Here is a 22,594-nt window from a genome sequence, read left to right on the forward strand (position 1 = left end):
ATTTAGGCTTTAAGGTTCAACATTTAGGCTTTAAGCTTGAACATTTAGGCTTTAAGCTTGAACATTTAGGCTTTGAGGTTCAACATTCAGGCTTTAGAGTTCAAAAATCACAAATTTTTTCAACTACTTGACTTAAATACTGCTTGTTCACTCTTTAACTTCCCCAACTCCCTCACTCTACTGATAACCAGCCGCCTGTAATAAAAACAATTTGGCATATAGTCCCTCATGGGCTAACAATTCTTCATGAGTTCCTTGTTCTCTCACTTCCCCATTTTCAATTACTAGGATTTTGTCTGCCATCCTGACTGTTGAAAAGCGGTGAGATATCAAAAATACCATTTGATTTTGGGTGAGGGCGCGAAAATGATTGAAAATCTCATATTCTGCTTGGGCATCTATGGCTGAGGTGGGTTCATCTAAGACTAAAATGTCTGCTTGAGTCCGCATGAATGCACGGGCTAGAGCGATTTTCTGCCATTGTCCGCCAGATAATTCTTGTCCGCTTTTGAACCATTTTCCTAGCTGGGTTTGAAATTGTTGGGGTAAGCGTTCGATAAAACTATGGGCGTTACCTTTTTGGGCGGCTATTTGCCAACGGGTTGTATCATCAAGGCTGTTTACATCCCCAACACCAATATTTTCGCCGACGGTGAATTGATAGCGGACAAAATTCTGGAATATTACGCCGATGCGTTGACGCAGTGCATCTACATTCCATGATTGCAAATCTACGCCATCTAATAAAATTCTGCCGGAGTCTGGGGTATAAAGTCGGGTGAGGAGTTTAATTAGAGTAGTCTTCCCAGAACCGTTTTCACCGACAATTGCTAATTTTTCGCCTGGTTTTAAATGTAGGGAAATGTTTCTTAAGGCGGGTTTAGAACTTCCTGGATAGGTAAAGGAGACATTCTCAAAGCGGATACCATCTTGGGAATCAATCCCTTTGGTGGTTTTACCCCAGGGTTGAGTAACTTTTTCTTCTAAAAAATCGTAGAGGTTGGAGAGATAGAGGTTATCTTCATACATACCACCAATGGAAGTCAGAGCATTGGCAAAGGTAGATTGTCCTTGGCGAAAGACTGTGAGATACATAGTCATATCACCTAACGAAATTCTTCCTACTACTGCTTCTACTACAATCCAAGCGTAGGCGATGTAAAAGGCTACGGTGCTAACTAAACCTAGAAGGTATCCCCACATTCCTCGACGGATGGTTAAATCGCGGTCTTCGTTGTAGAGTTGCCGAAATACGTTGCGGTAACGGCCTAAAAGCATATCTCCCAGTTGGTAGAGTTTGACTTCGGTGGCAAAGTCTTCTCTAGCTAAAAGATTTTCTATATAATGCTGTTGACGAGTTTCTGGCGCACGCCAACTAAAGAGACGGAAAGCTTCCCCAGCAAAGCGAGTTTCAGCAATAAAGGCTGGCATTGCTGCGACAATTAAGACAATTACAGCCCAAATTGAGAATTTAACTAACAAAAAGCCGTAGGTGATGAGAGACAGGGCATTTTGGACTAAGCCAAAGGTACGGTTAACTAAAGAGAGGGGACGTACTGATGCTTCTCGTCGGGCGTTGGTTAATTTGTCGTAAAATTCTGAGTTTTCAAAGTGAGTCAAATCTAAACTTAGGGCTTTTTTGAGGATTAACACATTGACTCGCTGACCGAGTAACACCCGTAATAGTGACTGACAGATGATTAGTCCCCGTTGAGAACCTGCCAACAAAGCTACTGCGATCGCCTCTAAGCCGACATACAATAAAGGTGCGTAAATATTCCCTTCTGCATTCCCTTGGGATGCCAAAACTACGCCATCTACAATTAGTTTACCGAGATAAGCGATCGCAGCAGGAAACAAACCAGCACATAAAGTTAAACTAGCCAGAATAATTGTCAAAGTCTGGCTAGTAGTCCAAACCAAGTTTATCGCCCTTCCGCTATAACGGAAAACAGCCAGTGATTGACGCAGGGGGTGACGTTGCTTTTTACTCTTCATTATTCTTTTTATAGCGCGAGATTAACCCACTCCGCCGATAATTCAGAAGATTTTGTTAGCAGCTATGAGGAAGCCTAACAGTAAATGTTGTCCCCACACCAACTTTGCTGTCTACAGAAATTTCTCCTTTGTGTTGCTCAACGCATTTTTTCACAACGGCTAATCCTAGACCTGTACCAGCAATATTCTCAACATTTTGGCATCGATAAAAAGGCTCATAAATTTTTTGTTGTTCTACTAGTGGGATGCCAATACCTTTATCGATCACCTGAAAAACTGTAGCTGCTGCTTCATGTCTTAAAACCAAGTAAATATTTTCTTGGTTAGCTGAATATTTCATGGCATTTAGAAGCAAATTGCTGAGAATAGAATATAGTAACTTTTCATCGAGATTTGCTCGAAAATGTAAGCTATCATTAATAAACTTTATCATGTGTATTTTTATTCCAAATAACTGTAAATCTTCGACCAAATTTAAACAGAAATTTTCTAAATTAATTAATTGTGGTTTAAAATCCAGTTTACCTGCTTCTGCTCTAGTTAAAGTTAATATATCTGTTAATATATGATTGATCAGTTTAGCAGAAGATTGGATACGTCCCAAGTTTTTAAATTGCTTTTCATCTAGCAAGCTTTCAAGACTTTCTATTAATAATTGAGAACATAGTAAAATTACACTTAAAGGAGTACGAAATTCATGAGAAATCATTGAGAATAATTGCACTTTTAAGTCTCCTATCTTTTTTTCTTGAGCTAATGATGATTCTAACTCTCTAATTTTCTCCCGCTTTATTCTTTGTTGTTCTAGGAGTATAAATAAACCCAGAACTACTATTAAAGTTAGAATTGTACCTAAGATTTCTAGGGAAATTCTGAAATGAATACTTTGTTTTGATTTTTCTAGTGAGCTTTGCAGAGAATTTTGTTCTTCCGCTTTAATATCTGCAATGTTCATCAATATTTTTTCACGAAGCTGAACGCTGCGATCGGTAATATCATTCTGTACTGATAATGCTGTTTTATCCTTTTGATAAAGTTCTATAGATTGTGCTAAAAGAGTTAATCTTTGATTGACTAATGAATTGAAATCCACCAATCGCTGTTTTTGACTAAAACTAGAATGTATTTGCTGTTCTAATAATTTAACTTCGGACTGCACATTTGCTACTGCATTTTGATAATGCTGCAAATCTTGACTACTACCTAAAAAAATATATCCTCGTCTAGCTGATTCTGCGGCAGTCATTGCGCCATAGAAATTTGTCAAAGTATTGAGAGTTCGATATGTCTGCTGCACCCTATTAGCTCCATCTCTAATTTCATCTGTGTTCTTCAATGAAGCGAAACAGACAAATCCCATTAGCAACAGGGTTAAAGCCAATCCTCCTACAATCCTTTTTCTTTGGAAAGGCCATTGTATTAATTGCCAAGTCATAAATTAAGTTACATAATAGTGCTTGCTTATTTTATAAGTAAGAAATCATGATAAATTGAAAATATTTTCTGTATGCTTGCCTGCTGCTATATAAAGGATAAAATATGCGAATTTTAGTAGTTGAAGATGATACTCAACTAGCAGAGGTACTAGCAGAGGTACTTAACAGAAGGCAATACGTCGTAGATATTGCCAAAGATGGGGAAGTAGCTTGGAACTCAACAGAGTCAATGAAGTATGATTTGGTAGTGCTGGATATCACCTTGCCAAAGCTAGATGGAATTAGGTTCTGTCATCGTTTACGTACTACCAGCATAAATCACCCTGCACATCGTAATTCGACTACACCAGTGTTAATGTTAACAGCCCGTGATACGGTAGCTGACAAGATTGCTGGGTTAGATGCAGGTGCAGATGATTATGTAGCAAAGCCATTTGATTTAGAAGAGTTAATGGCTCGGATTCGTGCTTTACTCAGACGAGGTAGTTCGAGCAGCACATTGAGTCTATCATGGAGTAAATTGCACCTAAATACTAGTACCTATGAAGCTACTTACGATGCTTCCTTCCTATCATTAACTCCAAAAGAATATGCAATTTTAGAATTATTGGTGGCTAATGGCAGACGAGTATTAAGCCGCTCTAGCATTATTGAACAAGTTTGGTCAGTTGACGACTCCCCAACAGACGAAACAGTAAGATCACACATTAGGTGTTTGCGACAAAAACTGAAAGTATTAGGTGCGCCGGAAAATTTCATTGAAACTGTTCATGGATTGGGGTATCGATTGAAGTAACTATTTACAAGGCGGAAGGTAGCAGCCAGTTCCGATGAAATCTGTTTTACAGTCGAAGATAAAAGAGGTTTTCCCCTAAACTCCTGTTTCTTCAATCATTTATCTGCACAAATTCTACACAAGTTCTACACGAAGATTACATATCTGTGTAGTATTGTTAGGTTTGAATTTAAGAATGCAATTTTTAAATTCAATTCTGGCTACGAGTCTTTAGCCAGTTACCCTAAAATTTACGAGTTTTAAATTTAGGAGATGAGTAAGGAAATTCTCTGTTTTTACAAAAATACAACTAGCCAACTGCAAATAGCTCGCATCTCAAATATTGTTAATTTACATTTTGAGCAAATAGTGTTTCCAGGAGAGCAATTTTTATTTGCAGCTGTTTCCGAAGCTGAACTAGAAATTGATGTTGATACCACAACAGGGTTAGTTGCGAAAAAAACTATTATTTGTGGCGATTTACAAGTATTGAGTTAAAGATTAAATTATTTCCTATTTAAGCATTTATACAGGGTGGCTGAAATTAAATTTATTTAAACTAATCAAATGGAGTTGAACCTTTTTGTGAATAAGAATAAATATAATCGTGGTAGTGGTAGATATTACAATTGAATGTAAAAGTATTGCCTATCTTGGCCATCGTATAGTCATAGCTCCTATCTTGAGGATGTAAATAATACCAGAGGAAGCTATTGACTACTGCCTGTTATGGAAATGCCGAATATGGTTTTTTATCAATAATTACAGCGATCGCCTAGGTTGGGGTGTAGCCCATCGCACTCACCCAATGATTACTATTAAACACCAAAATTGCTTGACAAAAGCTCTCAATGAATTATTTAACTACTCCCATGCTCCCATTGCAGTAAGAAATAAATGTCTAGACTTGTCTAGTATTTGTATAGCAGAATGAGATGTAGGGAATCGTTAAATAAACTGATGACAGCCATTGCTTCTACTCTTGCATCTATCGTTGGCGTAGAAAATACCGTTTACCCAAAAGACAATCTTAATATCCCACATATCGCTGGTGGAAAATCTCCCAGTTGTATTGTCTATCCCCAAACCCCAGCACAGTTAGCCGCAGTTATCGCCACAGCTGACCGTAATAACTGGCGTATCCTGCCTTGTGGTAGTGGAAGTAAACTCAATTGGGGTGGTTTAGCTGAAAATATTGATGTTGTCGTTAGTACAGAACGTCTCAACCAACTGATTGAACACGCTGTGGGTGATTTGACTGTCACCGTCGAAGCTGGGATGAAGTTTTTCCATCTCCAAAAGATTTTGGCAGATGCGGGGCAATTTCTCGCCCTTGACCCCTCAAATCCAGAGTTAGCCACCATTGGCGGGATTGTGGCTACTGCTGATACAAATTCCCTGCGCCAACGTTATGGTAGTGTGCGCGACCAGCTTTTAGGTATCACATTTATCCGCGCTGATGGAGAAATCGCCAAAGCTGGCGGAAGGGTAGTCAAGAATGTGGCTGGCTACGATTTGATGAAGTTGTTTACTGGGTCATACGGTACATTGGGAATTATTAGCCAAGTAACTTTTCGTGTGTATCCTTTGCAGTCAGCATCGGGAACGGTGGTGTTGACTGGTGATGCTGGGGCTATTTCGCAAGCTGCTAATACTTTACGCGGTTCAGCTTTGACACCAACTCAGGCAGATTTATTATCTGTGCAATTAGTTTCTAGTTTGGGTTTGGGCGCAGGGATGGGATTAATTGCCCGTTTTCAAAGTTTAAGTGAGAGTGTGAAGGAACAGTCCCGTCGAGTTTTAGAACTAGGGCAAACGTTAGGATTAAAAGGGGCAGTTTTTTCTAGTGCAGATGAAGAGAGTCTATGGCAGAGATTGTCAAAACAAATACATCATCCTGCCACAGATGCTGCAATTACCTGCAAAATAGGAATATTACCTACTAAGGCTGTGGAGATGTTGACTAGAGTGGAAATTGGACTGGTTCATCTCAGCAGTGGTTTGGGTGTAGTGCAAGTTAAGGATAAGAATCAGGTTTTAAAATTGCGATCGCTTTGTCAATCTCAGAATGGCTTTTTAACGGTGATTCAAGCACCTGTGGCGGTGAAATTACAAATAGATGTGTGGGGATACACGGGTAATGCTTTGCCGTTGATGCGCCGCATTAAGAAACAGTTTGATAGCAAAAATATTTTAAGTCCTGGTCGGTTTGTTGGTGGAATTTAAGAAATTAACCACGGAGTCACAGAGACACAGAGAGGGGAAGGTTAAATATGCAGGTTTCAGAGAATTCTACTAATAATATTGCTAGTTTGAAGAATTTAACCGGGTTTGATGAGAATCATCCACCTGACCCGAAGTTAATAGATAGTTGTGTGCATTGTGGATTTTGCCTGGCGACTTGTCCTAGTTATCGGGTGATTGGGAAGGAGATGGATTCCCCTAGGGGACGTATTTATTTAATGGATGCGATTAATGAGGGAGAAATTGCTTTAAATACGGCTACTGTTGAACATTTTGATTCTTGTTTAGGGTGTCTAGCTTGTGTGTCTACTTGTCCTTCTGGGGTACAGTATGACAAGTTAATTTCTGCTACTCGTCACCAAGTCGAACGCAATTATTCCCGCACTTTCTCTGATAAGTTAGTTCGTCAACTAATATTTTCTTTATTTCCCAACCCTGATGTTTTACGGATTTTTCTAATTCCCCTGTTTGTTTATCAAAAGTTGGGTTTTCCTAAACTTGTGCGTGCTACAGGGTTACTTAACAAAATATCACCTCGCTTGGCAGCAATGGAGTCAATTCTGCCAAAAATTACCGTCAAATCTTTTCAAAATAATTTACCTACTGTGATTCCTGCACAGGGAAAGAAACGCTATCGAGTCGGGATGATTTTGGGATGTGTACAACGCTTGTTTTTCTCTCCTGTGAATGAAGCAACGGTGAGAGTTTTAACGGCGAATGGGTGTGAAGTTGTGATTCCTCAATCTCAAGGTTGTTGTGCAGCATTACCCGAACACCAAGGACAAACAGCACAGGCGCAAGCATTAGCTAGACAAATGATTGATAGCTTTATTGAGACTGGTGTAGATTATGTCATCATCAATGCTGCTGGTTGTGGTCATACTTTAAAAGAATATGGTCATATCTTAGAAAATGACCCAGAATATCGGGAAAAAGCCCAAGATTTTGCCGCTAAAGTTAAAGATGCTCAAGAGTTTTTAGCAACTGTTGGCTTAACAGTGAAACTTTCACCACTGACAAATAAACCTTTAAATTTGGTTTATCAAGATGCTTGTCATTTATTACATGGACAAAAGATTAGTGTGCAACCACGGCAGTTATTAAAACAAATTCCAGGAGTGAGTTTAAAAGAACCCTTAGATGCAGCTTTGTGCTGTGGTAGTGCTGGTGTTTATAATATGTTGCAACCCGAAATTGCGGAAGAATTAGGTAAGCAAAAAGTACAAAATTTATTAAACACTGGTGCTGAATTAATTGCTTCTGCTAATCCTGGTTGTTCATTACAAATTGCCAAGCATTTACAGTCCCAGGAACAGGACATTTCTGTGATGCACCCAATGGAACTATTAGACTATTCTATTCGAGGTGTCAAGTTGAAAATATAGCGATTTTCAATTAGTTAGTGCAGAGATTATAACCCCGCTTTCTCAGAGGAAGCGGGGTTATGAATTTTGTCTCCGATTTTGCATTCAAAAATAACCTAAAAAGAGAAAATATTTTAAAATTTATTCCTAAAGTATAAGGTATAGTCTTAAACTCCTCATTGTAAATTTCCTTCTTTAGACAGACGATAATAGTATTGTAAATTTCTATATTTGATGCTGTTTAATGATGATTTTGCTCAACACGAAAGACATTAACAATGAAGGAATAAGCCATATTACCTGATAAAAAATAGAGAACATTTAAAACCTCTCTTATTTTATGTGAGAGGTTTTGATATGAGTTTCTAGAAAGTGTGAATAGCTGAAAGGCAATAATTATTTATCTAAATTTAGTTAGGTAAATAATTGTGTCCAAAAAAATTATTTTGGCAATATACAAGGAGAGAAAATGTTCATTACCCATCAAGATAAAAAAACTAGTTGGAATAAACGCATCAGTGCAACAGTCATTGCTTTAACGGCTTTATTGCTTCCAGCTTGTGCAACTAATGAGCCACAAGTTACTGCTCCTGATACAACGACACAAACACCTGGAGTTTCTACACCTGTAGCAGAACAAGATAAAGATAATGTAACTGCTCCAGAAGTTAGTCAGAATACACAAGAACTCATTGGTAAACTTGTGACTGTCAGAAGCCAAGATATTAACAGAGTCAATGACAACGTATTTACAATTACTGACAGAGAAGCTTTTGGGGGAGAAAGAATTGCCGTTGTAAATAATACTGGCAAACCTGTTGATTTACCTGTTCCTCAAGATACAAGATTACAAGTTACAGGCACTGTTGCTAATTTTGATCCTAATACTATTAAACAAGAATATGGTGTAGATTTAGGTCAAGATGCTTTTCAAGAGTATGTTGGGAAACCAGCAATTATTGCTCGATCAATTGCTTTAGCACCAACACCAGGAGTAATTAACGAAAATCCTCAAACCTACTACAATAAAGTTATTTCCGTACCTGGAAATGTTTCTCGAATTTACGGGCCTAATGCTTTTGTTGTGGAAGATAGACAAGTATTGGGAACTAACCCACTATTAGTTCTAGTGACCAATCAATTGAAAGATAAAGCACCTATTAAAGAAGGTGAAAAGGTTGTGACTACTGGTACACTACGTCCATTTGTGGTGACTGAAATTGAGAAAGAATACAGTCCTGTTTGGGATGCGAATTTGCGAGGACAACTAGAGAAAGAATATAGTCAAAGACCTGTGTTAATTGCTGAAGGTATATATCCCTCAGCCTTACCACAAAACGCTCGTTAATTGTTGTTTAGCTAGCTAAGTATAAGTTATGGCGTTTCTTGGTTGAGTGAAGTAGAAGAAACCCACCCCTAACCCCCTCCTCGCTTTTGGTGAGCAGGGTGGTTTCATACGAAAAAAGAAAAATATATAGGGCTTGTAGGGAAGGGGGGTTAAGTTTTTAAAATTTTGATGTTAGCAAGCCCTACTTATCAAACATCCTTGGAGATCAAGTTGCACACCGAGTTAATTACGAATTACTTAGTCTTCTCATTGTTGCGCTTGAAGTTTTTTTCTGAGAAAGAGACACTACCAATACCTTGAATGACACCGCGACCAATTAAACCTAAACCGCGACCAATTATTTGGGTGAGTACGAAGACAATACCACTACCTAAAAAAGATAATACTGATTGTAACCGGGGAGCGATCGCATCTCGAAATTCTAGAGTCAATGTCACTAGTAGAGGAATACCAGCAAGCTGGGCTAATTCTTCATTGCGGGGGGCATAAACGGAAATTGTTGCGATACCACGAGGTGCAAATAAAAATAATTCGTAACGGCTTTCAAAAATTTCCTGGGCTTCTTTAACATAATTATTTAGACGGTATTTCCAAGATAAATCATTTCTAAACTTTTCAATTTCTCGCGTGGATATTAACTTGCGATCATAAAAGTCTTTTTTGATTTGTTCTACATCTGCTAAAGAGTTGAGTAAAGGCTGCACTACAGCATTAGCTACCTGAATTAACAAATTCTCTAGCATGATTTCTGCTTGGAAGTTGGCTTCTGAGCTACCTGCTGAGTAAGATGTATTATCTATGTATAAATCTGTTTGAAATAATAAGTAAGATAACAATTCCCCAACTAACGGAATTTTATTGAGAATCGCGGTTTGAACTACTACTGAATTTTGTAATAGTACATTGACAATTTCTATATTGCGGTTTCCTAGTTTGATGCGAGAGAATTTGCCGAAAAAATCTGTAACTGTAGCTTGCCATAAATCTTTTAAGATTATAGGCTGCAATTCTAATAATTGATTAACCGTAATTTGAGCTTCACGTAAATCATCTAATTGCTGAGATAATTTTTGAAGAATTAAATACAGTAATTCCCGTTTTCTCTCTTCACGAAATATGTCAATTTCTAAGGGAGTATCTGAAACATTTTCTAAAGAAAATTGCAGTTTATTGATACAGGATGCAAAGAGAGTAGATTGCAGTAATCTAGGACTTAATAACGGGGGTGTAGTTAATATAGTTTGTACACCTGAAGGGACAATATTACTACTAGGTGAAGGTAATACAGGCGGTGGTGGTTGGACTGAGGGAATGAATTTTGGTTGCTGTTCTTGTTGTCTTTCTTGAGGGGCTAATAACAATTGATTAAGTAGCCAACGAGCTGCTAAAAGTTCTCGTCGTTGTCCAGCTAAAATTGCTCTATCTAGGATTGGTAAACCAGGAATTTGTAATTGGGCTGTAATTCCTTTTAAACTCGCTTCAATGTAACCAATTCCTGATGAATGTAAGCTATTTCGCCACTTTGCCAAGGGTAAGCGTCGTGCTGGAGTTTGGGGCGGAGGATTTAATTGAATGCTTGTTCTGGTTTCTAACCAATATGATTTACCATTGGCGACCTCTACCATCGCCGTCACCAATTCCGCTACAGGAGTACCTTTAGGACAGTAACCATCTGCACCAAAAGCCTTGGCTGCCATGATGATGCCTGGTGTTTGCACAGAAGAGAAGAGTAAAATCGGTAGTGTCGGATATAACGCTTTGAGTTGCTGAATTAGTTGTAAACCTTGTTGCTGAGAATCTGTTGAGCGATTATCACCTAATTCCAAAATTACCAAATTCACTTGGTTGGGGTCTTGTTGAGCTAGTTCTGTTAGAGTTTGCAAAACTGCTGTATCTGTGGCAGCTTCTGATACTACTTGTAAGTTAGGCATTGCTTCTAACGCTACCCGTAGTCCCAAGCGGAAGATAGGGTCTGGATCAACTAAGATAATTTTTAAAGGGCGATCGCTCATAAGCAATTTAAAATATTCTAGGAGTTTGTGGTAGCGTCCCGCAAGGAAAGCCAGCTACAAGATTCAAAATTCACAACCCAGCATCTACAATCATCCTGGCTACATAGCTGTACGCAAAATAACTGTGGCACAGCTTTGTTTACCTACATGACATCAGCATTATTTAGCACTATATTGTCATCACTGGTGAAAAGTTATAGTCTTCCCCATTGTTACCTGTTTTCGTCCTTTAATAAATGGATGATAATTGGCATAGGCAGCACTTCACTATGTAATTAAATGAACCTTAGTATTAGGCATTGGTTGGCAGAACGCCAGCTGACAATCAGTTACACTTCAAATTTGGCAGTCGGGCAATTATCAGGTATTGCTTATCGTATTGTCCAGGATATGGAAGTTAAAAGCCTAATACCATTGGATATTTGTACTTTAGCTGAGATTTTGGCACTGCCTTTAGACACGGTTGTACAAGAAATCACGGTCATTACTTTATTAACCGAAAGTCTGCTACATAGTCTCAGCCAAAAAAAAGCTTTAAAACGCAACGAAGGTACATGGCTAGCTTTTCAAATTGCATATTTGCGAGCTTTAAAAGAAGTTTTACACCAAGAAACTATTCTACAAAGACCTTGGCTAAACCGTGCCAAGATACCCTTCTGCACACCATTCCTTCAGGATGTGCCACTCCAAGGATTATTAAAAACCCTCTCTCCAGGCAAATTGACAGACACCCAAGCTGAACAAGCTTTGTCTTTGGTAGCAGACTCATTACTAGTACAACAAATGAATTATGCTACTGCTGCTTGGTTCGTCGCTAATGGTACAGAGGAGTTAGAGGCGAAATTATTAACTCAACGGTTGACACACGCCCTTCCTGGATATTTACTATCAGTCATTGCCCAGAATGCCCTAGCTTTGGCTCAACTACAAAAATTTTTCCAATTGGGAACACCTGGTGATAACCACAGCCCAGAATTGGGTGCGATGGTAACGGATAAAATTGACTTACATCGAGAAAATTACCGTGCCAGTTTACTACAAAGCCTCAGTACACCGTTACTGATGGAATCTTTTGCTTTAAAAGATATTTATATTCCTTTAGCTGGAATACCACAGACAGGCAATGATGAGTTGCCAGTTGATTTAAAAACATGGATGCAGCAACAGTTAACTGATTTAGAAACTATAACTGTGATTGAATCAGCACCGGGCTATGGTAAAACGAGTTTCTGCCAGATGTGGGCGGCGGAAATAGCACGGGAACTTTACCCGTCTTGGATGCCTATTGTGATTCGGTTGCGCGATATTCGATATGACAAAAATTTAATCGAAACTCTCAATTCTGGTTTTAGATTCAATCAACATACTCATCTTGCCACTTGGCTAGGACAAGATCATCCTCGATGTGTGTTGCTACTAGATGGACTAGATGAATTGCCTTCTGCTAGTCAGAGTAAAAGAACAAAGAGAATTTTTATCCAGCAGTTAATCCAATTTCAAGCTCAACATCGCCATAAAATTGTGTTGACTAGTCGCTCAACAACCGTACAAGAATTTGCGCCAGAAATACCCCCACAATGGCGACGCATTGAGATTCAGCAGTTGACTGCCAATGAACTGAAGCTATGGTTTCAACAGTGGACATTAATTCAATCGTTACCTGTTGCGCAAAACTTTTTTACGTTTTTAAAACAGGCAGGTTTATTTACAAGTAAATCTAAGTTACCAGAACTCTCAGCTTTGGTACACCAACCATTGATGCTGTATCTTTTGGGCGTTTTACATCGGGATGGGTTACTAGATGATGCGATATTACAGTTAGCTTATAACCAACAAAATACCGATTCCTCTTTGTTGTGGGAAATTTATCATCGCCTCCAACAATGGTTGTTAGGCTATCCCTTAACTAGCAATATCCACACCAGCCTACAGCGTTCAGGATTAGCTCATATACATCGTACACAAGAAGCGATCGCGAATTTACTTGCTAGCCATCATCCCCAAAATTTAATCGACCATATACAAACCATCTCTCTCCAAATTTTACACAGCGATCGCCATCAAATTACCCTGGAATCAACCCCAACAAGTAACTTACCTGCGTTTTATTTTCAAATGCAGGGGCGCAGGAGAGACGTTTTCACCCCAATGACGGCATTTGTTACAACGGAGGAGACCTCCGCAACGCACTGCCTGCCTAATTCCCAAACTATCGAATTCTCTCACCCCAACCTAGGAACATATCTCTGCGCTGAGGCGGTGGCTAGTCAATTACAAATGTTGACGCAGTGCCAAGGAGATATTTACGGCACGCAAAATTTTCTGATTGATTCTCCTAGTAGTGTTGCCCAGCACCTGTATAATTTACTGGGTTATGGTATTCTGACTCAAGGAATTACAGAATTAGCGATCGCTAGTTTACACCATCAGCCAAAAAATCATTTTTCTTGGGAAATTCTCATCCAACGTCTGGAATCTTTCTGGCGTGGTTACTGTCAAGGACGTTGGTTAGATGAAGGTATCGCCCACACTGCTTTATCTTATTTCCATACACTGCAAAATCCTGTCAATATAGAACAGCTAAATACCTATGTGGGTATTAATGTGTTTTTCTTGCTAGGCGGTATGCACAAAAAAATTCAAGTTGCTTTTTCTCCTTGTGGCAACCCTGGCAATACCACAGAATTTTATCCAGAAGCAATGCTCATGTTGTTAGCAAAAGCAGCATTACTGGATACTAATGTTATTAAACGCATCCATTCTGAATCTCTAGCGGGGATTAATCTCTCAGGTGCGTATTTATCTCAAATTATGCTAGCAGGCTCTAATTTTGAGCAGACAAATTTAGTCAATGCAGTATTGATAGGAGCAAATCTCACTGGTGCAAATCTTTGTGATGCGAATCTCAGTCAGGCAAATCTCACTGGTGCTAACCTGACTGGTGCTAACCTGACTGGTGCAAATCTTACTAATACAAATTTAACTGGTGCTAACCTGGCTGCTGTCAATATTCATGATGTTAACTTCACTAATGCTTGTTTATCTGATACTGTCATTAGCGAAGCTAATCGAGAAACTGCTAAATTCAACGGTGCTTTATTCTCCTTAGAACAGTTTCAATCTTTGAAAGTTTTATTATCAGAGCAATCACAGTTTCACATTCAGAGCAGTACCGATAGCACAAAAATTTGGGATAATACCGACGATATCGGCATCATTGAAAGCTTAGAAGGTGAACTAATGTTACCTCCAAGTTTAGATGATGATGATGCTGATGATGAAACGGTTTTTTATTGAAAGTTATAGGAAACCCCATCCCTTTCTGGGTGGATAGGGATAGTCACCCCGTCGCTTGGGGATTTGGTTATTGGTAGCTTCTTCCCAAGACCCCATACCCAAAAACTTGATCCCCTTTCTGCGGGACGCTGCGCGAATATGGAGGGAGTTTTTTATTCACTGTCTTGAGGACTGCGATAGCCGTAGAAGTTAATTGTATATTCAGTAATTTTTACTCCTGTTTTTTGTTCAACTTCACGGATAAATTCTTCTGGTAGTTCAATATGAACATCGAGAATTTGATTAGTATCTAAACAATTAACATGACTGTGGGCATCGCTAATATTGCCATATAAACGCCCATCACAGCGTTCAATGCACTCAATAATCCCTTGAGTTGATAATGCTTCTAAATTCTGATATACAGATGTATGACCGATTTCTTTACCTTGTTGGTTGAGGCGATCGTAAATTTCCCTCGCAGAAAGGTGTTCATTAGCTTGCCATAGTAATTCTAGAATAAAGCGACGTTGACGGCTAACCCGCATACCTAGTATTTGACACCGTTCAAGTGCATCTTCTAAAGAGCGAATGGGTTTTGTGGATACTACCTGTTTCTGCATATTTAAGTCTACTTCACTATCGGGAGAGTTTTCCCAGTTTGAGTGGATGGCTGCTATGTATCTACCAGGGAACTACAATTTTGCCTTAACACCTGTACTGCTACTGGGGAATGCTGCGGAAATTACAGTTTGAGGTGATTGTGGGGATAATTTTCTGATGTTTGCCTCACCACACTTTCCTCTAAAACAAACTCATTACAACTTTAGCTTAAATTTTAGGTAAATGTCCACTTTGGGTCAGGGGCTAGTGCCGCTATGCGAAGTCAAAAGTTAAAAAGCAGTTTAAGGAATCATAACCACTTGTAGTTTAGTCACTTCAGTATTATAGGATGGACGGAGTGTTACAAGGTGTGGGGCTATTATGGCTCGCTATACATGTTCATTTATGATTGCTGTTAATATTGACGATCTACAGCCACTAGTTCTAGACCTGTTACAGAACTGTGATTTGGAAATTCAATACTATACACCCGATTACGTTATGGCGCGGGAGATTCTGGGGAATGCTTCGGTTTCCCAATTAGTCAAAGTGGAAGTGCTGATTGATAAATCTACGGCTACAGAGACAGAAAGCCGGATAAGTATTGTCATTAAAAATGAGGAATTACCACTCCGCATTAATAATCGCTGCCGACAAATGTTTGATTTTATTAGGCAAGAAATTGAGGGAAGTCGCTGTTGGCATTTAATCGAAACCCTGGCGGGTTAATCCTGAAATTAAGGGCAATGGGGCAATTCAACATAATTACTAATTCGTAATTTGTAGTTCGTAATTAACAGGGATTGAGTCCCACGCTAATTTTTTAAAATTAACGGTCTACAGTGAGTTGGGGTCTAAATCCTCAACTCATCCAATTACGAATTAAGAATTATCAATTACGAATTATTTCAAATCTCCTCTATGTCATCAGTCATACTGGGATTGATGAGTGTAATGTCATACTCACTAGCATCAGTTTGTCCAGAACGTTGAGTATTTTTCAACAGATAATAAATGGCACGTATTTTGGGGCCAAAGACAATTTCATCTTCATTTTTTAAATCGTGGGCTGGCATTTTGCGCCCGTTAATGATGAAACCATTAGCACTAGGTTTGCCTTGACCATCACCATCAACGATGCGGTAATAATAGCTTTGAGTGTTATTGTGCCTCGGCAGTCTCACCAATGTAGCATGGCGACGAGAGACGAATTGAGATACTAAACGGATATTAGATTCGCGGTCTCTACCAAGTGAGTAGACAGGATTTTCCAAAGTAAATTCTTTACGACCCTGATCATCTTCCAGAATTAGTAGATGACTTTCATTGGTTTCTACTGCTGTTGATAAATCGTTACCAAAATTGTTGGAATTTTGATTAATTCTCAGTTCTTGAGTATTTTTACCTGCCATTCTTGCCCACTACAATCTGATGTTTGATGTTGTGCAGCACTACAGAATAGGGTTTCTCGCTTGTCTGCAATACACTTTGCTAGAGGCTAGTACCGCAAGGCGGAATTTAAAATTCAAAATTCAAAATGAATACACTGTAAGCATTTTGTTGATTTGGAATCGGTTGTTTATTTCCACCGTGTTGTACTGGAGGAGTGTATTTTCTGCCAATGACAACCGCTATATTTACTGGCACAGAGTAGAACCGATTTGTTCTACTCTGTAACTACTGTCACTTTTCAAGGAGTGACAACAGATTTAATGAGATGCTGAACGTGTAACTATGAATTTAGTTTAACCTGAGATGAAAGAAACTACATTGATGTTGTAATGTTACCTAATGATGAGCTAAACGACGTAATAATACGGAGTTAGTTACTACGCTGACTGAGCTAAAGGCCATGAGTGCCGCCGCACCAGAGGGGCTGAGAACAAAACCCCAATTTGGTAATAAAACACCTGCTGCCAGAGGAATACCAATGGTATTGTAGGCAAAAGCCCAGAATAAATTTTGGCGAATTTTGTTGAAGGTGGCACGACTGAGGCGAATTGCTTGGACAACATCACTCAAGCGATCGCGCATCAAGACTATTTGGGCTGTTTCCATTGCGACATCTGTGCCAGAGTGTAAAGCAATGCCGACATCAGCTTGAGATAATGCAGGTGCATCATTGATTCCATCGCCAATCATGGCAACATGATGAGCAGATTCGGCTTGCAGTTCTTGAATGACGGCGGCTTTTTTGCTGGGAGGAACGCCTGCAATCACATCAGTGTGATCTATACCCAACTTTTGGGCGATCGCACTAGCAGCTTCTGGGCGATCGCCACTTAAAAGCATCACCCGCAAACCCATCTGGCGTAACTGTTCTACTGTGGTGTGAGCATCTTCTCTGAGGGTATCTTGCACGCCAATCACACCCGCCAAAATTCCAGCAACGGCAACACCGACAATGGTTTTCCCCTCTTTTGCTAGCTCTTTAGCTGACTGTTGTGCTGTCTCATCAATTACAACACCATGCCAACTCAACCATTCCCAGTTCCCTAACAGTACCGTTTCACCATCCACCACCGCCGATACACCCAATCCCGGTTCAGTGTGGAAGTCTACAGCCTCTGGAATCGCTAACTGTAGACGCTTGGCTTCCTGCTGAATGGCTTTAGCGAGGGGATGGTAAGTGCCACTTTCCACGGCGGCGGCAAGTTTTATTAGAGCATGGGGCATGAAATTTCTCCCCTGCTCTCCTGCTTCCCAGTTTCCAACCACCAAACAATCAGTAACTTGCGGATTACCCGTGGTGAGTGTACCTGTTTTATCGAAGACCACGGTGTTGAGTTTGTGGACTTTTTCTAAAACGTCGCCACCTTTGATTAATAGACCCTGTTCTGCACCGATGCCTGTACCAACTAAAATGGCTGTGGGTGTTGCGAGTCCTAAAGCGCAGGGACAGGCGACAACCATGACAGCGATCGCTAGTTTTAAACTAATTAGGAGTGGAGCGTGCTGAGTGCTGAGTGCCGGGTGCTGAGTTGTGTGTGCGGCGTGGCTCATGATTTCTATGCCACTGGTAGTAGTGACATCAGGCCAAATATGAGTGCCGAAACAGTACCAAAAGATAAATGTCAAGGCTGAGGCTGTTAATACCCCGTAGGTAAAGTAACCGGCTACGGTGTCGGCTAATTTTTGGACTGGGGCTTTGCGGGTTTGGGCAGCTTCTACTAAGGCGACGATGTGGGCTAAGGTAGTGTCAGCACCTGTACGGGTGGCTTGGATAGCGATCGCGCCTGATTGGTTGATAGTGCCTGCGGCGACTGTATCTCCCGGTTGTTTAATCACCGGCACTGCTTCCCCAGTCAGCATGGACTCATTTATTGTTGTCTGGCCAAAACGGACTTCGCCATCTACAGGGATTTTATCTCCTGGCAAAACTTGCACCCATTCCCCAACTTTGACTTGTTCGGCGGGAATTTCGATGGTATTTGTTCCCAGTCCTATCTTTTCTGTGTCTGGGTTAGGAATTAATCGCGCTGTCTGTGGTTGAAGTGCTAGCAGCTTCCTAAATGCGGCGGCGGCTTTACCTCTGGCTTGTTGTTCTAATGTCCTACCTAAGAGGATAAAGCCCAGCATCATCACTGGTTCGTCAAAGAAACACTCCCAACCGAGTTGAGGAAAAAATAATGCTACGACGCTGGCTGTGTAGGCTGTGAGAGTTCCTAATCCCACTAAGGTATTCATGTTGGGTGCATTCCGCCGCCAACCTAGCCACCCATCTATTAAAATGGGGCGACCAGGAATTAATAGTGCTAGGGTTGCCAAACCATAATGAAACCAGATGTTATCCAATGCAGGTAAGATTTGGCTGCCGAGATTGCCCAAATGTCCTATACCTGAGAATAACAATAGCACCGCCGCGATCGCCAACTGTTGCCACGCAGCACGCATTTGTTGGCGTTGTCGTTCTGTGGGGTCTTTTGATGTCGATTTGCCTGCTACTTTGTCATTAGCTTTCCGGAGTTGAGTAGGGAATCCGGTTGCTGTCAATTTCTGGGCTAATAGTTCTGGGTCTACTGCACCCGTTTCCGATTCTACAACTGCTACCTCTGTAGCCAGATTCACACAAGCACTCTTGACTCCTGGATATTGGATGAGTTGTCTTTCTACTGCACTCACACAACCAGCACACTTCATACCCCCAACATCTAAAAGAATTTTTTCTCTAGTCGGGGTCGGTTCTAAGTCAAGCTGAGTTTTCGGGACAAGTTGCATGGCAGGTTTTTAGATTCGCTATAAGAATTCTGGCGTTTGCATAAAAGCACCTCTAATTTGAGGGTAGCGAAATCTGGAACTAAGACTCAATTGTAAATATATTAAATTTACGAATGGGGCATCATCAGTTATCAGTCATCAGTCACTATTCACTGATTTAACTCCCCAATCCCTTCTAACTCCGACTCCAACGTTGGGAAGTCACGTAGATCAAAGTTACAAGCTGAATTGGTAGGAAGATAATCAGACTCTTCAAGAAATAGTGGACTTCGATGTTAGACATAGCACTAACATAGCCCATTCCCACAAATACAAATATTACCCAGGTTAGATACTTACGTTTGCTGGTAAACATATCAGGTTAAATTAATTACAAGTATTAAAAAGGCACTAGTACCGCAAGGCGGAAATCAAATGCCATGCTGTACTAGGAGTTAGAAGCTAGTCGATGCCTAATGCCTGATTTTAAAACCAACCCTGTTTATTTACTATATAAGTGTCAACAAATTGTTCAGGAGTTTTGTTTAAGTAGATCATGCCTTCAACTAAACCAACAAGCTGCATAATTAACAAAGTCATGCCGTAGGAAAAAGTACCCCCAACGACGGATATAACCAACATAATAAAGCCTTCTGGAGCATATCCTAAAATAAATTTATGCACTCCAAAACCACCGAAAATAATTCCACAATAGCTAGCTAATAATTGTTTGTGAGTTTGAGTTGGGTTGAGATTTGCCATCTGGTTTCTGCTCCTTGAAACTATGTGTAAAACTAAGGTTCTTACTGTGATTAGATCAAGCAAATATATTTTGACTGAGTTGGTATTAGAAGTTTTGCCCACACTTATAGAAATGTGGGTGAAACTAGTCTCTAATAGTCGTGGATAGATAAGCTACTAAGAATTAGATTGAGTAGTTCATCTAGTTATGCCTGGAATTATCTTGTTTATTTATGGCTATGGCAATCCTGTTCTATTTTTAAGAATTGCGAGACTTTACAGGGTTCTCGGCTCTCAAAAAAGATTTAGGAAGGCTACATTAACCATATTGACGAAATAAACTAGGTCAGTATTATTACAGATTTTGAGTAAATAGTCCTCTTTCACGAGAATTAATTTTAAATTAATACGTGAAAGTAGCTTTACCATACCACTCCCTACTCTTATACCCGTATTATCTCCGGATTTTTATCGGAGATGGTCACAATCTTCAAGATAACTTTAATGGAAATTACCTGCGTCAGATACAGAGGGAGGGTTTACTCCGGCGAAAAAATCCTATGATTACCTTCAGTATAAGAGAATGGTTGCAGTTTAAATTGTATTCATTCACCTGTGTTTATGACCATTAATCACACCGGGACTAGTCAATACATAATTCCGGGTTGGAGTGCTTAAGGATGGTAATCAACACTATAAGAACGAACTGAGTTATCCAGATGATAATAAAAATCTACTTGGAAATTTTGTAATCTATTTAACAGTATTACTGGTTATATATTCATAAATTCTATGTCTGTCATGAAATTGGTATATGATTTGATATTAGCTAATCATAATAGCCAAAAAATTTAGTTATGGGCAGAGAAAACTAAATATTTTTATGATTAGCAACCGTGTAGTTTCAGTTTGATTAATTACCGCTACCCAAGAGAAACAGACTGATGAGTGTGCCGCTATTCCAGAGGCTGTGCAGTAGTATGGGTGCAAGTAGGTTGCGCGATCGCGTGTAAACTACTCCTAAGACGATACCCAAAGCTGTCAATGGTAGGACTTCTGATAAACTCAGGTGCGCGATCGCAAATAACAAACCACTGGCGAGAATTGATCCCCAGACTGGTAGGTACTTAGTTAAAGAAGGTAATAAAAAGCCGCGAAATAGGACTTCTTCAAACAGAGGAGCAGCGATCGCAGCTGTGACGTAAAATATCCCCAGTGCTACAAAGTCTTGGCTTTCCAGTGCTAGTTGTAATAAAGGGTTACTACCACCCTGTCCTTGCCATAGTTGCTGATTAATCAAGGAAACAATGACAACTATAGGTAAAGCGGCGCAATATCCCCCCAATCCCCACAAAAACCAATTATCCCGTAGTTGTAATTTAAACCAGAGTCTTGGTAAAGGGAAAAACCGCTTGATGGAGAAATACATTACCAATAGCGCACCCACAGCCACTAACAGGTAACTAATTAACACATAAACGGCTTGCAGGCGTACATCCCCAACGGGACGCGGAATTGGGAGTGTTAAGAGCAAAGCGGGAACAAAAACCTGTCCCATGAAGAAAAAGCCGACAACAAAAACCTGTAGTATAGTTTCCCCATCCCAAGGTGTTGTCCAAGGTAAGTCACCATTTTGCGCTAATAAAGCCTCTTTCCCTTTAATTAAGCGTTGAGCAGTTAAGGAAATCAAGAGGATTACTCCCACCAAGGCAGTGAGCGCAGGGACAGTACCAATAAATGCTAACTTGAACACAGCCTGAGTCGCCGCATCTTGTTGTACTGCTTGCACTTCTAATAAAGCTGCTTGGCGTTGCTGGAGTTGGTAGAGTTGAACCAAAGCTGTAGAACTAAACCAACCTGTTAAATTATTTTGAATCTGTTGTTGAGCATCAGGTAACAGACGTGGGGGATCACTCCATAGTCCAATTAATACAGCAGCCGTTTCTTTAGTGCTGAGTGCTGAGTGCTGAGTGCTGAGTGCTGAGTTTTGAGTGCTGAGTGCTGAGTTTTGAGTGCTGGATTCTGTTTCTAATCGCTGTTGTAATTCACTCCAGGTTTTGAGTGCTGTATCTGTCTTTCCTTGTTTGGCTTGTAAAATTCCCAACTGTAAGTCTAATTCAGCTAGGAATTTTTGCATTTTTTGTTGGGACTGTTCTAGCTGCTTTACCTTATCTGAGCGAGAAGTATCGATGGTGGGAGGGACTTCTGGTAGTGGTTTAGGTGGTGTAGGAATTGCATCTGTAGAGCGCAGTTGTGCAAGTTGGCTTTGAACTTTTACCAAATTAGTCTGCACAGATTGACGTGTTTCTCGGTATTTCTCCGTAGCACTTTCGAGGGGTTGATCCCCCAGGATTGCTTCTCGAATCGCCTGGGAGCTATCATCTTGACTATCTGCTGCTTGCCAAGCTTGCGCTTGCAGAGCAATATTAGTTTGATAGAGTTCCAAGCGAGTTTGAAACTGCGGTTCTTGCAAAGTACCGAATAGAGATGAAGCGGCAAATAAAACTGCGATCGGTGTCAGTATAAAGAATAAAAATATTCGTTTGAGTGTCATCTGTCCCCCTTTGTCGAACCAGTGGGAGAGAGTCCCCCTTGGGAAT

15 protein-coding genes are annotated in these 22,594 nt (G+C 40.1%); 7 read left to right on the forward strand and 8 right to left on the reverse strand.

The features are described 5' to 3' along the window. Positions 1-177: 177 nt before the first annotated feature. A complete protein-coding gene (locus tag VB693_RS09750) occupies positions 178-1,998 on the reverse strand; it encodes an ABC transporter ATP-binding protein (protein WP_323266083.1) in 1,821 nt (606 codons plus the stop codon). Between the two features lie 55 nt (positions 1,999-2,053). Then, a complete protein-coding gene (locus VB693_RS09755) occupies positions 2,054-3,433 on the reverse strand; it encodes an ATP-binding protein (RefSeq protein ID WP_323266084.1) in 1,380 nt (459 codons plus the stop codon). Positions 3,434-3,537: 104 nt separating this feature from the next. Here VB693_RS09755 and VB693_RS09760 point away from each other — a divergent pair, with 104 nt between their 5' ends. The 5 genes from VB693_RS09760 to VB693_RS09780 all read left to right on the forward strand — a co-directional run bounded on the left by VB693_RS09760 (position 3,538) and on the right by VB693_RS09780 (position 9,165). Then, the gene (locus VB693_RS09760; protein ID WP_323266085.1) at positions 3,538-4,230 is read left to right on the forward strand and encodes a response regulator transcription factor; all 693 of its coding nucleotides are present in this window, start codon (positions 3,538-3,540) and stop codon (positions 4,228-4,230) included. A gap of 252 nt (positions 4,231-4,482) precedes the next feature. Beyond that, positions 4,483-4,707 carry a DUF1830 domain-containing protein gene (locus tag VB693_RS09765; protein WP_190708940.1) on the forward strand — a complete coding sequence of 75 codons (225 nt, stop codon included), beginning with the start codon at positions 4,483-4,485 and terminating at the stop codon, positions 4,705-4,707. 462 nt (positions 4,708-5,169) lie between these two features. Continuing rightward, positions 5,170-6,435, forward strand: coding sequence for an FAD-binding oxidoreductase (locus tag VB693_RS09770; protein WP_323266086.1), 1,266 nt, complete (start codon positions 5,170-5,172; stop codon positions 6,433-6,435). A 47-nt stretch (positions 6,436-6,482) separates the two neighbouring features. Continuing rightward, a complete protein-coding gene (locus VB693_RS09775; RefSeq protein ID WP_323266087.1) occupies positions 6,483-7,838 on the forward strand; it encodes a (Fe-S)-binding protein in 1,356 nt (451 codons plus the stop codon). 448 nt (positions 7,839-8,286) lie between these two features. Next, positions 8,287-9,165, forward strand: coding sequence for a hypothetical protein (locus VB693_RS09780; protein ID WP_323266088.1), 879 nt, complete (start codon positions 8,287-8,289; stop codon positions 9,163-9,165). 233 nt (positions 9,166-9,398) lie between these two features. Here the strand turns inward: VB693_RS09780 and VB693_RS09785 are convergent, their stop codons facing one another. Continuing rightward, entirely contained in the window at positions 9,399-11,177 is a 1,779-nt protein-coding gene (locus VB693_RS09785; RefSeq protein ID WP_323266089.1) for a DUF3685 domain-containing protein, read from the reverse strand. A gap of 279 nt (positions 11,178-11,456) precedes the next feature. Between VB693_RS09785 and VB693_RS09790 the strand changes: the two genes are divergently transcribed. Continuing rightward, on the forward strand, positions 11,457-14,474 hold the full coding sequence (locus tag VB693_RS09790; RefSeq protein WP_323266090.1) for a pentapeptide repeat-containing protein: 3,018 nt from the start codon (positions 11,457-11,459) through the stop codon (positions 14,472-14,474). A 152-nt stretch (positions 14,475-14,626) separates the two neighbouring features. Here VB693_RS09790 and VB693_RS09795 read toward each other — a convergent pair whose 3' ends face one another. Then, positions 14,627-15,076 carry a Fur family transcriptional regulator gene (locus VB693_RS09795; protein ID WP_323266091.1) on the reverse strand — a complete coding sequence of 150 codons (450 nt, stop codon included), beginning with the start codon at positions 15,074-15,076 and terminating at the stop codon, positions 14,627-14,629. Positions 15,077-15,437: 361 nt separating this feature from the next. Between VB693_RS09795 and VB693_RS09800 the strand changes: the two genes are divergently transcribed. After that, on the forward strand, positions 15,438-15,785 hold the full coding sequence (locus VB693_RS09800) for a hypothetical protein (protein ID WP_323266092.1): 348 nt from the start codon (positions 15,438-15,440) through the stop codon (positions 15,783-15,785). 179 nt (positions 15,786-15,964) lie between these two features. On the opposite strand, the gene VB693_RS09805 is transcribed toward VB693_RS09800, so the two are convergent. From VB693_RS09805 to VB693_RS09820, 4 genes are all read right to left on the reverse strand, one after another. Continuing rightward, complete coding sequence (locus VB693_RS09805; protein WP_190708923.1) at positions 15,965-16,468, reverse strand: FHA domain-containing protein; 504 nt, start codon at positions 16,466-16,468, stop codon at positions 15,965-15,967. 376 nt (positions 16,469-16,844) lie between these two features. Next, positions 16,845-19,274: a heavy metal translocating P-type ATPase gene (locus VB693_RS09810; protein ID WP_323266093.1), complete on the reverse strand. Its 2,430-nt coding sequence runs from the start codon at positions 19,272-19,274 to the stop codon at positions 16,845-16,847. Positions 19,275-19,739: 465 nt separating this feature from the next. After that, on the reverse strand, positions 19,740-20,015 hold the full coding sequence (locus VB693_RS09815; protein ID WP_190708919.1) for a TM2 domain-containing protein: 276 nt from the start codon (positions 20,013-20,015) through the stop codon (positions 19,740-19,742). Positions 20,016-20,907: 892 nt separating this feature from the next. Then, positions 20,908-22,548, reverse strand: coding sequence for a type II CAAX prenyl endopeptidase Rce1 family protein (locus tag VB693_RS09820; RefSeq protein ID WP_323266094.1), 1,641 nt, complete (start codon positions 22,546-22,548; stop codon positions 20,908-20,910). Positions 22,549-22,594: the final 46 nt, after the last annotated feature.

This window comes from Anabaena sp. UHCC 0399, assembly GCF_034931465.1.
In the GTDB taxonomy this organism is placed as follows: Bacteria; Cyanobacteriota; Cyanobacteriia; order Cyanobacteriales; family Nostocaceae; genus Trichormus; species Trichormus minutissimus.